The organism is Mesorhizobium sp. M4B.F.Ca.ET.143.01.1.1 (assembly GCF_004792275.1).
Classification (GTDB): domain Bacteria; phylum Pseudomonadota; class Alphaproteobacteria; order Rhizobiales; family Rhizobiaceae; genus Mesorhizobium; species Mesorhizobium abyssinicae.
In genome coordinates, this window is the sequence record NZ_SRSR01000011.1 from 103,862 (window position 1) to 117,687 (window position 13,826).

Genomic DNA, 13,826 nt, shown 5'->3' on the forward strand with positions numbered 1-13,826 from the left:
TCGGATTGCAAGAGCGGTCTGTCATGGTGCATGCGTAAAAATGACCGTTCCGGTGACACGGAACGAAACGCAAAGTGACTTTCACGGCAGGCCGGCAATCCCTAGATAACGCTGGTTTTCCATGGGGAATCGGGGGTAACGGCCATGTGCGGCATCGTCGGAATTGTCGGCCAACAGCAGGTGGCGCCGCTCATCGTCGACGCGCTGAAGCGGCTCGAATATCGCGGCTATGACTCGGCCGGCGTCGCCACCATCGAGAATGGCGAGCTCGGCCGTCGCCGCGCCGAAGGCAAGCTGATCAATCTCGAGCGCCGGCTGAAGGAAGAGCCGCTCGACGGCACGATCGGCATCGGCCACACGCGCTGGGCCACCCATGGCGTGCCGAACGAGACCAACGCGCACCCGCATTTTTCCGACGGCGTCGCCATCGTCCACAACGGCATCATCGAGAATTTCGCCGAATTGCGCGACGAGCTGACCCGCGACGGCTACAACTTTTCCTCGCAGACCGACACCGAGGTCGTCGCGCATCTGGTGGCGCGGGAACTCGCCAAGGGGCTGAAGCCGGTCGTGGCAGCGCACAAGGCGCTGAAGCGGCTGGAGGGCGCCTTCGCGCTGGCGATCATGTTCAAGGGCGACGAGGACCTCATCGTCGGCGCCCGCAACGGTCCGCCGCTGGCCGTCGGCCATGGCGACGGCGAGATGTTCCTCGGCTCCGACGCCATCGCGCTGGCGCCCTTCACCAACTCGATCACCTATCTGGAGGACGGCGACTGGGCGGTGGTGCGCCGCAACGAGGTCGCGATTTTCGACATGGACGGCAACAAGGTCGACCGCAAGCGCCAGCAGTCGCTGTCGACCGGCTTCATGGTCGACAAGGGCAACCGGCGCCATTTCATGGAAAAGGAAATCCATGAGCAGCCGGAGGTGATCTCGCACACGCTGGCGCATTATGTGGATTTCGTCTCCGGCGTCTCGAAGCCGCTGGAACTGCCCTTCGATTTCGCCAAGATCGGCCGGCTGGCGATCTCGGCCTGCGGCACCGCCTATCTCGCCGGGCTGATCAGCAAATACTGGTTCGAACGCTATGCACGGCTGCCGGTCGACATCGATGTCGCCTCGGAATTCCGCTATCGCGAGATGCCGTTGTCGTCGAACGACGCGGCCTTCTTCATCTCGCAATCGGGCGAAACCGCCGACACGCTGGCCTCGCTGCGCTACTGCCGCAAGGCCGGCATGAAGATCGGCGCCGTCGTCAACGTGCGCGAATCGACCATGGCGCGCGAGTCCGATGTGGTGCTGCCGACGCTGGCCGGGCCGGAGATAGGCGTCGCCTCGACCAAGGCCTTCACCTGCCAGCTGTCGGTGCTGGCTTCGCTCGCGGTGCGGGCGGGCGTGGCGCGCGGCACGATCTCGCGCAACGAGGAGAAGGCGCTGGTGCGCGAGCTCTCCGAGGCACCCCGCTTCGCCAACCAGGTGCTCAAGCTAGACGGCCAGATCGAACGCATCTCGCGTGAGCTCTCCCGCTATTCGGATGTGCTTTATCTTGGCCGCGACACCAATTTCCCGCTCGCCATGGAAGGCGCGCTCAAGCTCAAGGAAATCTCCTATATCCATGCCGAGGGCTATGCCGCCGGCGAACTGAAGCACGGGCCGATCGCGCTGATCGACGAGAACATGCCGGTAATCGTCATCGCGCCGCACGACCGCATCTTCGAAAAGACGGTTTCCAACATGCAGGAGGTGGCGGCGCGCGGCGGCAAGATCATCCTGATCACCGACAGCAAGGGCGCGGCGCAGGCGAGCATCAAGACGATGGAGACGATCGTGCTGCCCGACGTGCCGGAAATCATCTCGCCGATCATCTACGCGCTGCCGATCCAGATGCTCGCCTATTTCACCGCGGTGTTCATGGGCACCGACGTCGACCAGCCGCGCAATCTGGCGAAATCGGTGACCGTGGAATAGGCGTTCGCCAACGAACGCTGTTTAAAAACTTCGCAGTTCCAAACCGCGTTGTGGTTCACTAATGTTGCGGCGCAACCTGCGCTGCGGTGATCCATGTCCGACGCCCCGAAGACCTCAGGCATGACCCGGCTCAGGAACTATTTCCTGACGGGCTTCATCGTTTGCGCGCCGCTGGCCATCACCGCCTATATCGCCTGGTCCTTCATCGGCTGGGTCGATTCCTGGGTGAAGCCCTATATCCCGCTGCGCTACAGCCCGGACACCTACCTGCCGTTTCCGGTGCCCGGCTTCGGTCTCATCGTCGCGCTTGTGCTGATCACGCTGATCGGCTTCATGACCGCCAACATCGTCGGTCGCGCCATCGTCAATTTTGGCGAGAGGCTGCTTGGCCGCATGCCGCTGGTGCGCGGCATCTATCGCTCGCTGAAGCAGATCTTCGAGACGGTGCTGTCGAACAAGGGCGACATGTTCCGCCAGGTGGGGCTGGTCGAATATCCGCGCAAGGGCGTCTGGTCTCTGGTCTTCATCGCCAGCGAGAAGGAAACCGAGATCAACCAGAAGCTCAATCATGAAGGCGACCCGCTGATCGCCGTGTTCATGCCGTGCACGCCGAATCCGACCACCGGTTTCCTGATGTATGTGCGGAAATCCGAGATCGTGCTTCTCGACATGACGATCGAAGACGGCGCCAAGCTGATCGTTTCGGCCGGCTTGGTGGCGCCCGAGGTCAAGACCAAGCTCGTGACCTTGAACGGCGAGCAAATCGAAGGCTCGCTGGCCAATCCGGCGCTTGGGGCCACTCAACCAGCGCGCAACAAACGCACCGCCTCGTCGCGGCCGAACAGGTAAAGCAGCAGACGCAGCGCCTCGCCGCGCTCGGACTGCAGTTCCGGATCGCGCGACAGGATGAGGCGGGCATCGTCGCGCGCGGCTTCCAGCAGGTCGGCATGAGCCTCGAGGCGCGCCACCCGGAAACCGGGGGTGCCGGACTGGCGGGTGCCCAGCAATTCGCCTTCGCCGCGCAGCTTGAGATCCTCCTCGGCGATGCGGAAGCCATCCTCGGTCTCGCGCATCACCGACAGGCGGCGTTTCGCCGTCTCGCCGAGCGGATCCTTGTAGAGCAGCACGCAGGAGGAGGGCTTGTCGCCACGCCCGACCCGGCCGCGCAACTGGTGCAACTGGGCCAGGCCGAAGCGCTCGGCATGCTCGATGACCATGATCGTGGCGTCCGGCACGTCGACGCCGACCTCGATGACGGTGGTTGCGATCAGGATGCGCGTCTCGCCCTGCTTGAAGGCGCGCATCGCCTCGTCCTTCTCGGCGCCCTTCATGCGGCCGTGAACCAGCCCGATGCGGTCGCCGAACAGCGGCTTCAGGGAGGCAAAGCGATCCTCCGCCGACATCAGCTTGATCTCTTCGGATTCCTCGACCAGCGGGCAGATCCAGTAGATCTTCTGGCCATCGCCGACCGCGTCGCGCATGCGCCCGACCAGCTCGTCCAGCCGCTCCAGCGGCAAGGTGACCGTGCGGATCGGCTGGCGGCCGGCTGGCTTTTCGGTCAGCTTCGAGACGTCCATGTCGCCGAAGGCGGTGAGCACCAGCGTGCGCGGGATCGGCGTCGCCGTCATCACCAGCATGTCGGGCGCATCGCCCTTGGCGGTAATTGCCAGTCGCTGGTGGACACCGAAGCGGTGCTGCTCGTCGACGACGGCCAGGACGAGATCGTCGAACGCCACCGATTCCTGGAACAGGGCATGCGTGCCGACGACGATGTCGATCTCGCCACTGGCCAGCCCCGCCAATGTCTCGGTGCGTTCGCGACCCTTCTCACGGCCGGTGAGAATGCCGGTGCGCAGGCCGGCCTTTTCCGCCAGCGGCGCGATGGTCGCCAGATGCTGACGCGCCAGGATTTCGGTCGGCGCCATCAACGCCGCCTGGCCACCCGCCTCGACGGCGCGCGCCATGGCAAGCAGTGCTACGACCGTCTTGCCCGAGCCGACATCGCCTTGCAGCAGGCGCAGCATGCGCTCGGGGTCGGCGAGGTCGGCAAGGATTTCGGCGAGCGCAAATTCCTGCGACGGGGTGAGCGAGTAGGGGAGTGCCGAGCGCAGCTTTTCGACGATGCTGCCGTCGCCGGTCAGCGGCCGGCCGGACAGGCGGCGGATTCTTGCCCGCACCAAAGCGAGCGAGACCTGGCCGGCGAGCAGTTCGTCATAGGCGAGGCGCCGCCACGCCGCCCCCTCTATGGCGACATCGATCGGGTCCGCCGGATAATGGATGCGGGTGAGCGCGTCGGCGAAGGCGGGAAAGGTCTGGCGGCGCATGAAGGCGTCGTCCTGCCATTCCGGCAGTTCCGGCAGGCGGCCGAGCGCCTGGCCGATGGCGCGGCGCAGCACCTTGCCCGAGAGGCCGGCGGTGAGCGGATAGACCGGCTCGACCAGCGGCAGGTTTTCCGCCTCGCTGGCGAGCGCGATATGGTCGGGGTGGACCATGGTCGGGCGGCCGTTGAACCACTCCATGCGGCCCGAGATGACGACGTGCTCGCCCACCGGCATCGATTTTTCGAGATAGGAAGCGTGAGCATGGAAGAAGGTCAGCGCGATCTCGCCGGTGTCGTCATGGGCGAAGACACGGTACGGCACCGATCTGTTGCCGCGCGGCGGCGGCTGGTGACGGTCGATGCGGACCTCGAGCGTGACGATCGCGCCTTCGGCGGCGAGCGCGATGCCCGGCCGGTTGCGGCGATCGATCACGGTGTGGGGCAGCACGAACAACAGGTCGCCGGCACGCGCGGCGCGGTCGCCGAGATCGGCAACCACCACCTTCTCGATCAGCAGGCCAACCTTCGGCCCGACGCCGGCAAGCGAGGTGATCGGGACGAACAGCGGATCGAGGAGGGAGGGACGCATGATGTCAGCTTATGTCGCGACGGCCATTGCGCAAGGCTGACACCGCGCTCTATCCACGCTATATGCGCCGCTTCAGACAGGGACGCGGCGCCATGACCGGAACGAGAAGATCAAGCGAGGGGCTGGATGCCCGCCGCCGCAAGCTCCTGTTCCGCTCCTGGCATCGTGGCATGCGCGAGATGGACCTTATCCTCGGCTCCTTCGCCGATGCCGAGATCGGCGCCTTGACCGGCGAGGAAATCGACCAATATGAGAGGCTCCTCGACATTCCCGACGCCGAATTCCTGCCTTTGATCACCGGTGAACGCCCGGTTCCGCCCGATATCGATTGCGCGGTGCTGCGAAAGATCCTGGCGTCGCGCCACACCATGACATTTTGAACGACGTGATTTCATGAGCCTGATCCCCACAATCGGCCTGCCGAAGGGCCGCGCCGGCCAGTTCATCGTCGACGGCGTCGCCGACGGCTACGAAGCCTTCGCGCTGGTGCAGACTGCGCACGAGATCGCGCCCGACAAGCCAGTGCTGTTCGTGGCGCGCGACGGCCAGCGCTTGCCGGCGATCACCGAGGCGCTGGCTTTTGCCGCGCCGGGCCTACCGGTGCTGGAACTGCCGGCCTGGGACTGCCTTCCCTACGACCGCGTTTCGCCCGGCTCGGACGCGGCCGCGCGCCGGCTCGACGCGCTCGCCGCCATGATCGCACTGGCCAGGAAGCCGCACCGCGCCGTCATCCTCACCACCGCCAATGCGCTGCTGCAGCGCATTCCGCCCGCCGATCTGATCGAAGCGCAGACGTTCCACGCCAGGCCCGGCAACCAGATCGACATGAATGCGCTGGTGTCGCGGCTGGAAACCTCCGGCTTCGAGCGGGTGCCGACGGTGCGTGGCGTCGGCGAGTTCGCGGTGCGCGGCGGCATCCTCGATCTTTACGCACCCGGCTGGAGTGAGGCGCTCAGGCTCGATTTCTTCGGCGACACGCTGGAATCGATCCGCGTCTTCGACGCCGCCACGCAGCGCACCACCGGCCAGCGCACGTCGATGGCGCTGCAGGCGATGAGCGAAGTGGCGCTAACCCCGGAGACGATCAGCCGCTTCCGCCGCGCCTATATCGAGGCGTTCGGCGCGCCGTCGCGCGACGACGGGCTCTATGCCGCGGTCAGCGAAGGGCGGCGCTTTGCCGGCATGGAGCACTGGCTGCCGTTCTTCTACGAGCGGCTGGAGACGGTGTTCGACTATCTGCCCGACGTGCCCGTGGTCTTCGACCATCTGGCGCATGAGGCGCTGGCCGAACGCCACACGCTGATCCTCGACCACTACGAAGCGCGCCGCAAGCAGGCCGACGGCGCGCTGAAGGACGCGGTGCCCTACAAGCCGGTGGCGCCGGACCTGCTTTATCTCTCGCCGGAGAATCTCAAGGCGTCTCTCGGCCCGCGCGAAGACATCGACTTCACCGTCTTCGATGCGCCCGATGTGGGGGGCAAAAAGGTCTTCCATGCCGGCGCGCGGCATGGCCGCAGCTTCGCCGAGGAACGCGCCGATCCCAACATCAACGTCTTCGATGTCGTGGTGAAGCACATCGCCGACGAGCGCGCCGCGCGCCGCCGCGTCGTCGTCGCCGGCTGGACCGAAGGCTCGCTCGACCGGCTCGGCCAGATCCTGGCCGAGCATCATCTTGGCAATTTGAAGCCGGTGGCGACGCTTGCCGAGGCGGAAAAGCTCGAGCCGGGGCAGGCGGGCCTTGCCGTGCTGCCGCTCGAATCCGGCTTCGAGACCGAGAGACTGGTGGTCGTTGCCGAGCAGGACATCCTCGGCGACCGGCTGATCCGGCGCTCCAAGCGCAAGAAGCGCGCATCAGACTTTATTGCCGAAGCCTCGTCGCTGTCGTCTGGCGATATTGTCGTCCATACCGACCACGGCATCGGCCGCTTCATGGGCCTGCGCACCATCGAGGCGGTCGGTGCCCCGCATGACTGCCTGGAAATCCACTACGCCGGCGACGACCGGCTGTTCCTGCCGGTCGAGAACATCGAGCTTCTGTCGCGCTACGGCTCGGATTCGGCCGAGGCGACGCTGGACAAGCTCGGCGGCGGCGCCTGGCAGTCGCGCAAGGCGCGGCTGAAGCGCCGCCTGCTCGACATGGCCGGGCAGTTGATCCGTATCGCGGCAGAGCGGCAGATGCGCTCGGCGCCCGCCATGATCCCCGCCGAAGGCCTCTATGGCGAATTCTCCGCGCGCTTCCCCTATGAGGAGACCGACGACCAGCAGGGCGCGATCGATTCCGTCATGGACGATCTCGGCGCCGGCAAGCCGATGGACCGGCTGGTCTGCGGCGATGTCGGCTTCGGCAAGACCGAAGTGGCGCTGCGCGCCGCCTTCATTGCCGCCATGGAAGGTTTTCAGGTCGCCGTGGTGGTGCCGACTACCTTGCTGTCGCGCCAGCACTTCAAGACCTTCTCGCAGCGCTTCTCCGGCCTGCCGATCCGCGTCGCGCAGGCTTCCCGGCTGGTCGGCTCCAAGGAACTGGCCGAAACCAAGAAGGGCATCGCCGAGGGCACGGTCGACATCGTCGTCGGCACGCATGCGCTGCTGGGGTCGGCGATCTCGTTCAAGAATCTCGGCCTGCTGATCATCGACGAGGAGCAGCATTTCGGCGTCAAGCACAAGGAGCGGCTGAAAGACCTGAAGAGCGACGTGCATGTGCTGACGCTGTCGGCGACGCCGATCCCGCGCACGCTGCAGCTCGCCCTTACCGGCGTGCGCGAACTGTCGCTGATCGCGACGCCGCCGGTCGACCGCATGGCGGTGCGCACCTTCATCTCGCCCTTCGATCCGCTGGTCATCCGCGAGACGCTGCTGCGCGAGCGCTATCGCGGCGGCCACTCCTTCTATGTCGTGCCGCGCATCAGCGATCTCGCCGAGATCCATGATTTCCTGAAGCAATCGGTGCCGGAGCTGAAAGTCGCGGTGGCGCACGGCCAGATGCCGCCGGGCGAGCTCGACGACATCATGAACGCCTTCTACGACGGCCAGTACGACGTGCTTCTGTCGACGACCATCGTGGAGTCCGGTCTCGACATTCCGACCGCCAACACGCTGATCATCCATCGCGCCGACATGTTCGGCCTGTCGCAGCTCTACCAGCTGCGCGGCCGCGTCGGTCGCTCCAAGGTGCGCGCCTATGCGCTGTTCACGCTGCCGGCCAACCGCAAGCTGACCGACACCGCCGAGCGGCGGCTGAAGGTGCTGCAGTCGCTCGACACGCTCGGCGCCGGCTTCCAGCTCGCCAGCCACGACCTCGATATCCGCGGCGCCGGCAATCTGCTGGGCGAAGAGCAGTCCGGCCACATCAAGGAGGTCGGCTTCGAGCTCTACCAGCAGATGCTGGAGGAGGCGGTGGCCGAAGTGAAGGATTCCGGCGAGGTGCAGGACGGCGGCTGGTCGCCGCAGATCGCCGTCGGCACGGCGGTGATGATCCCGGAAAGCTATGTGCCGGACCTGCAGCTCAGGCTGGCGCTCTACCGCCGCCTCGGCGACCTCGAGAACACCGAGGAGATCGACGCCTTCGGCGCCGAGCTGATCGACCGTTTCGGGCCGCTGCCGGAAGAGGTGACGCATCTGTTGAAGATCGTGTTCATCAAGGCGCTCTGCCGCAGGGCCAATGTCGAAAAGCTCGATGCCGGTCCCAAGGGCGTCGTCATCCATTTCCGCAAGCGCGAATTCCCCAACCCGGTCGGGCTGGTCAAGTTCATCGGCGAGCAGGGTTCGCTGGCCAAGATCCGGCCAGACCACAGCGTCGTCTTCATCCGCGACTGGCCGAACGCCGAAAAGCGGCTGGCCGGCTCGGCCGTGGTGATGACGCAGCTGGCGCGGCTGGTCGACAAGGCAGCATAGCCCGTCCGGCGCATTCGCCAGTGCTGAAATTCCGGTCTAGAATAGGAATTCGGCTTCGTGTATGCAGCCGCCACCCCATATAGGGGGCGGGAATGGCGGGCGAGGGTGCCCGTTCATCTGTTTGTTTGACGCAATTCCGCACGGAGATCACAGTTTTCCGGAATTGCCGCTGAAGGGCGTTTGGGTGCAACGATGACGAAATGGTCGCCGAATTCGTGGAGAGAAAAGCCGATCAAGCAGGTTCCTGCCTATCCGGACCTTGCCGCGCTGAAGAACACGGAAGCCCAGCTCGCCACCTTTCCGCCGCTGGTTTTTGCCGGTGAGGCGCGCAAGCTGAAGAAGCAGTTGGCGGCCGTCGCCGCCGGCGACGCCTTTCTGCTCCAGGGTGGCGATTGCGCAGAAAGCTTCGCCGAGCATGGCGCGGACAACATCCGCGACTTCTTCCGCGTCTTCCTGCAGATGTCCGTCGTTCTGACCTTCGCCGGCGCGCAGCCGGTGGTGAAGGTTGGCCGCGTCGCCGGCCAGTTCGCCAAGCCGCGCTCGTCCGACAACGAGACCAAGGCCGGCGTAACGCTGCCCAGCTATCGCGGCGACATCATCAACGGCATCGAGTTCGACGCCAGGTCGCGCATCCCAGACCCCGCCCGGCAAGAAATGGCCTACCGCCAGTCGGCGGCGACGCTCAACCTGCTGCGCGCCTTTGCCCAGGGCGGCTATGCCAGCCTGGAGAATGTGCATCGCTGGATGCTCGGCTTCGTGTCCGACAGCCCGCAGGGCGAAAAATACGAGTCGCTCGCCAACCGCATCACCGAGACGATGGACTTCATGAAGGCGGTCGGCATCACCTCGGAGACCAACTTCGCGTTGCGCGAGACCGATTTCTACACCAGCCACGAGGCGCTGCTGCTGGGCTACGAGGAAGCGCTGACGCGCGTCGATTCGACCTCGGGCGACTGGTATGCGACGTCGGGCCACATGATCTGGATCGGCGACCGCACGCGCCAGCCCGACCATGCCCATGTCGAATATTGCCGTGGCATCAAGAACCCGCTCGGCCTGAAATGCGGCCCGTCGCTGACGCCGGACGGTTTGCTGGAACTGATCGACCTGCTCAATCCGGAAAACGAGCCGGGACGGCTGACGCTGATCGCGCGCTTCGGTTCCGACAAGGTGGCCGAGCATCTGCCGAAGCTGGTGCGGGCAGTGCAGAAGGAAGGCCGCAGCGTGGTGTGGTCGTCGGACCCGATGCATGGCAACACGATCGAGGCCGCCGGCTACAAGACGCGGCCGTTCGATCGCATCCTGAAGGAGGTGCAGACCTTCTTCGAAGTGCACCGGGCCGAAGGCACGCATCCCGGCGGCATCCATGTCGAGATGACCGGCAAGAACGTCACCGAATGCACCGGCGGTGCCCGCGCCATCACCGCGGAAGACCTGCAGGACCGCTACCACACGCATTGCGATCCCCGCCTCAACGCCGACCAGGCGATCGAGCTCGCTTTCCTGGTCTCGGACCTGCTCAAGAAGAGCCATACGGTCCAGCACAAGCAGGCCGCCAACGGCTGAACCGCTTGCTGGTTTGGATCCAGTCAAGGGCGCCGGAGAAATCCGGCGCCTTTTTCGTTCGGGGCCGAGCCCGGTAACGTCAGACTTACGAAAATGTGTTCTGGCACGACCACTGCAAGACCAAGATTGGGTGGAACTGCATCGTCCACCGCAACTGGTTCCTGCATTCATCATGCGTCACGAGCATGCCGTCATCCACCACCGCGCGCTTGATTTCTGGTCGGCACGCGCGGCGGTCCTCGTCATCATCTGCCTGCAGCTTCTAGTCATAAACGACCTGTCGTTCGGCCCGCGCTGGCTGGCGCCTGCGATCGAGGCGGTGCTGCTGGTGCCCCTGTCGGTCGCGACGGCGTGGACGCAAATGGCGACACAGAAGGCCGTCGACCGCGAGCATTGGTACGCGATCGGCCGGTTTCGCCTTTACATCCGCCGCATCGCGCTGGTCCTCACCGGCGTCATCAGCGTCATGAACTGCGGGGCGCTGGTCTTCCTGGTCAGGGCGCTGCTCGAAGGCCATGCCGGCGCCGGCAGCACGCTGCTTGTCGATGCGCTCAACATCTGGGTCACCAACGTCATCGTCTTCTCGCTGTGGTTCTGGAGCACGGACCGCGGCGGGCCGCCGACCTGCGGACTGGTCAAGCGCGCGCAGGCCGATTTCCTGTTCCCGCAGATGACGCTGCCCGACCGCGAGATCCGCGGCTGGCTGCCCGGCTTCGTCGACTATGCCTTCCTGGCATTCACCAACGCGACGGCATTCTCGCCGACCGACACCTTGCCGCTTACCCAGCGCGCCAAGCTCTTGATGATGGCGGAGGCGTTGATCTCGCTGCTGACAATCGCACTGGTCGCGGCGCGGGCCGTGAACATATTGGCTTAGATCAGGAGGGCGTTTCGTTGGATCGTCCAACTCTTTGTTGGAGCATTATCTTTTCCGAAAACCGGTTCCCAGTTTTCGGGATCATGCTCTAGCGCCCACGTTCCCAGCGCAGCCCGGCAAGCCGCGGATCGGTGAAGGCCGCCCTGGAGAATTCGATCCGCTTCTCCGGAAACTCGCAGATCGCCTGCACGCCGAAGGCGCCGAGGCGGATGCGCCAGGTCTGCGGCTCCAGCGGCTTTGCTTTTGCAAAACCCTTGCACGTCAACAGCGCGATGTTGGCGCCTTTCGGGTCGCGCGCCGAGCGGTAGCGGATCGCCTCCAGCCCGGCTTCGCGCGCGACATCGGCGATGGCCTGGCAAGCGGCGTAGTCGGTCGGATGCGTCCATGCGGCCGCGTCGCGATCGAGCGGCGGCCTCATCAGGTCGATGGCGGCGGCGCATTTGATGGCGGCGGCGAATGCGGTGTAGTCGGCGGCGTCGCGCGGCCAGGGCGTGTCAGGGGATTCGGCGAAGAACAGCAAGCGGTAGAACGCCATCTCGGCGACAGCCGTGAACATGGTCTCCGCCGCATAGTAGACGCCCCTGGTCCGGCCGGCGCGGCGAAAGCGCGAGCCATGCGGATAGACCGAGCCGTAGCGAAAGGGCGTCGCCAGCAGATAATGGAGGTGCCGGCATTCGAGCGGGATCTGCGGCTTGGTCTCCTCGATCAGCTCTTCCAGCAGGGCCTGCTCGTCCAGCGTGTCGACGACCTTCAGCGTCGAGACGCGGTGCTGCGCCTCGACCATGCGCCAGTATTTGCCTTCGAGCCGGATGGATTCAGACGAGAGCGCGTCGGGAGTCCAGATAGGCGATGACATCGACAAGTCCTGATATCGTCTGGATTTTCTCGATCGGGGCGCCGTCGAAAGCCGTGTTGGCGTTCTTCAGCCAGGCCCGGGCGATGCCCTCGTCGCCGCCGACGATGGCGTCGAGAGAACGAAACAGCCGGACGAACAGGACGGCCAGCTCGAACGGCTTGGTGCCGCGCTCGAGCAGGAAATCCTGCTTGCGCATGCGCGAAACCGTGGCTTCGGAGACACCGATGACCGACGCCAGCACCCTTGCTGTAACGTCGAGCAGTTCGGCGGCGCGCAACGTGGCCTTGGTGACGACGGCGTTTTCGGCCGTGCCGCTGGCGATATGAGGTTGCACGGATGGCATGGCGTGCTCCTTTCCATGGAAAATATAGGCTACAAAAATTCACATGGAAAGGGATTGCCGCGAAACATTTTTCGCGGGCAGGCCGATGATCGGCACGAAAACTCAGTCCTTCTTGTAGAGCAGCCAGCTCTTGCCGGCGCGGGCAGCCATCGCCGAATGCCTGGTCACGCGGTTGCGGCCGCCGACCTTCGAACGATAAAGCGCCCGGTCGGCCTTGGTGTAGAGGTCCTCGGGGCTTTCGGCCTCGGACGCCATGCAAATGCCCATCGACACGGTCACCGTGCCGTAATTGGTGCCGGTCTGGCTGCTGGTGAACGGCGTCTGCTCGATAAGCGTCCTGATGCGCTCGGCGATCTCGAAGGTAGTATCCTCGCTGGCGCCCTCGACGATGAGGGCAAATTCCTCGCCGCCGGTGCGGGCAACGAACATGTCGCCGCGAATGCTGGTCTGGAAGATCTCGGCGATGATCTGGATGATCCTGTCGCCGACCGGATGGCCGAAGCGGTCGTTGATGTCCTTGAAACGGTCGATGTCGGCGAGGATCAGGGCATTGAACAGGATGCCCTTGTTGGAATTGTAGATCCTGGTGATTTCCTTGTCGAAGGCGCGGCGGTTCCAGACCTGCGTCAAGGGATCGGTGTCGGCGAGCCGCTTGTACTCCTCGAGCTTCGACTTGACGCTCTCGAGCTCGGCGGTCTTTTCGCTGAGCGTGCTCGCCACTTGCCTGCCATGGTCGATCGTCGAGTTGGTGGCCGCCGACATGGCGGTGACGATCTTCTGCAGCAGGTCCTGCGACAGCATGCTGCGGTTGCCGAGCCCGCTCGACGTCTCGTCGAGGATGCGGCCGTATTTTTCGATGTGGGATCGCTCGCTGCGCAAGAGCGAGGCAATGTCCTCGAGCTCCTTGGCGATGACGTCGCGCGCGTGCTCGACGATGCCGGGGCCATGATGCTGGGCAAAGAAGGTACGGCCGATGCGGTCGAGATCCTCCTGGGTCGGCCGGTTGCTGAGCGAGACGACGGCCAGGCTGAGTTCGTGATTGCTGCCGCTCAGCGCCTCGTAGAAGATCTCGTAGTTGCGCGGCAGGCCGAGCACGCCGAGCTGGCGCATCGTCGCCACGACGGTGCTCGCAATGTCGGTGTTCCTGTCATTTGGAACGAAAGCCGGCTGCATGTTCTGTTCACTCCTCAAGAACCACCGCAGACCTGCGCGTGCCGGTGTCGCCATGAGGGGAGTGCGACCGGAAATGCCAGACACGAGAAGTATCGCGTCCCCGCTCACGACCTTCACTCGTAACGACCATAGATGCGAGCGCGCTAAAGTTTCCTTAATAGGACGGATTTCAGCACGGTTTTCTCTACCTCAGGATGTAATAGCCCCTTATGCAGGTGCAGGGCGAAACACGTCCCGCCGGTG

At 64.8% G+C, this 13,826-nt stretch carries 10 protein-coding genes; 6 read left to right on the plus strand and 4 right to left on the minus strand.

Translation table 11 applies throughout. The features are described 5' to 3' along the window. Positions 1-144: 144 nt before the first annotated feature. Entirely contained in the window at positions 145-1,968 is a 1,824-nt protein-coding gene (glmS, locus tag EN786_RS24515; RefSeq protein WP_135908936.1) for a glutamine--fructose-6-phosphate transaminase (isomerizing), read from the plus strand. A gap of 93 nt (positions 1,969-2,061) precedes the next feature. Further along, a complete protein-coding gene (locus tag EN786_RS24520) occupies positions 2,062-2,817 on the plus strand; it encodes a DUF502 domain-containing protein (RefSeq protein ID WP_127310395.1) in 756 nt (251 codons plus the stop codon). On the opposite strand, the gene recG is transcribed toward EN786_RS24520, so the two are convergent. Beyond that, on the minus strand, positions 2,769-4,877 hold the full coding sequence (gene recG / locus EN786_RS24525; RefSeq protein ID WP_127310394.1) for an ATP-dependent DNA helicase RecG: 2,109 nt from the start codon (positions 4,875-4,877) through the stop codon (positions 2,769-2,771). The two genes, EN786_RS24520 and recG, sit on opposite strands and share 49 nt — an antisense overlap. Positions 4,878-4,969: 92 nt before the next feature. Between recG and EN786_RS24530 the strand changes: the two genes are divergently transcribed. The 4 genes from EN786_RS24530 to EN786_RS24545 all read left to right on the plus strand — a co-directional run bounded on the left by EN786_RS24530 (position 4,970) and on the right by EN786_RS24545 (position 11,211). Then, positions 4,970-5,257 carry a succinate dehydrogenase assembly factor 2 gene (locus EN786_RS24530; RefSeq protein ID WP_127310397.1) on the plus strand — a complete coding sequence of 96 codons (288 nt, stop codon included), beginning with the start codon at positions 4,970-4,972 and terminating at the stop codon, positions 5,255-5,257. 13 nt (positions 5,258-5,270) lie between these two features. Continuing rightward, entirely contained in the window at positions 5,271-8,768 is a 3,498-nt protein-coding gene (gene mfd / locus EN786_RS24535; protein WP_135908938.1) for a transcription-repair coupling factor, read from the plus strand. Between the two features lie 192 nt (positions 8,769-8,960). Next, a complete protein-coding gene (locus EN786_RS24540; RefSeq protein ID WP_127310392.1) occupies positions 8,961-10,334 on the plus strand; it encodes a 3-deoxy-7-phosphoheptulonate synthase class II in 1,374 nt (457 codons plus the stop codon). A 172-nt stretch (positions 10,335-10,506) separates the two neighbouring features. After that, a complete protein-coding gene (locus EN786_RS24545; protein ID WP_135908940.1) occupies positions 10,507-11,211 on the plus strand; it encodes a hypothetical protein in 705 nt (234 codons plus the stop codon). Positions 11,212-11,299: 88 nt separating this feature from the next. On the opposite strand, the gene EN786_RS24550 is transcribed toward EN786_RS24545, so the two are convergent. From EN786_RS24550 to EN786_RS24560, 3 genes are all read right to left on the minus strand, one after another. After that, positions 11,300-12,067 (minus strand): RES family NAD+ phosphorylase, encoded by a 768-nt coding sequence (locus EN786_RS24550; protein ID WP_127311865.1) that lies wholly within the window; start codon positions 12,065-12,067, stop codon positions 11,300-11,302. Next, entirely contained in the window at positions 12,027-12,410 is a 384-nt protein-coding gene (locus tag EN786_RS24555; protein ID WP_189340687.1) for an MbcA/ParS/Xre antitoxin family protein, read from the minus strand. The genes EN786_RS24550 and EN786_RS24555 overlap by 41 nt, the downstream gene beginning before the upstream one ends. 102 nt (positions 12,411-12,512) lie before the next feature. After that, the gene (locus EN786_RS24560) at positions 12,513-13,583 is read right to left on the minus strand and encodes a diguanylate cyclase (protein WP_127283868.1); all 1,071 of its coding nucleotides are present in this window, start codon (positions 13,581-13,583) and stop codon (positions 12,513-12,515) included. Between the last annotated feature and the right edge of the window lie 243 nt (positions 13,584-13,826).

Bases quoted from the DNA above. Each gene is read 5' to 3' on its own strand.
- glmS (WP_135908936.1), top strand. From the start codon at position 145: ATGTGCGGCATCGTCGGAATTGTCGGCCAACAGCAGGTGGCGCCGCTC.
- EN786_RS24520 (WP_127310395.1), top strand. From the start codon at position 2,062: ATGTCCGACGCCCCGAAGACCTCAGGCATGACCCGGCTCAGGAACTAT.
- recG (WP_127310394.1), bottom strand. From the start codon at position 4,877: ATGCGTCCCTCCCTCCTCGATCCGCTGTTCGTCCCGATCACCTCGCTT.
- EN786_RS24530 (WP_127310397.1), top strand. From the start codon at position 4,970: ATGACCGGAACGAGAAGATCAAGCGAGGGGCTGGATGCCCGCCGCCGC.
- mfd (WP_135908938.1), top strand. From the start codon at position 5,271: ATGAGCCTGATCCCCACAATCGGCCTGCCGAAGGGCCGCGCCGGCCAG.
- EN786_RS24540 (WP_127310392.1), top strand. From the start codon at position 8,961: ATGACGAAATGGTCGCCGAATTCGTGGAGAGAAAAGCCGATCAAGCAG.
- EN786_RS24545 (WP_135908940.1), top strand. From the start codon at position 10,507: ATGCGTCACGAGCATGCCGTCATCCACCACCGCGCGCTTGATTTCTGG.
- EN786_RS24550 (WP_127311865.1), bottom strand. From the start codon at position 12,067: ATGTCATCGCCTATCTGGACTCCCGACGCGCTCTCGTCTGAATCCATC.
- EN786_RS24555 (WP_189340687.1), bottom strand. From the start codon at position 12,410: ATGCCATCCGTGCAACCTCATATCGCCAGCGGCACGGCCGAAAACGCC.
- EN786_RS24560 (WP_127283868.1), bottom strand. From the start codon at position 13,583: ATGCAGCCGGCTTTCGTTCCAAATGACAGGAACACCGACATTGCGAGC.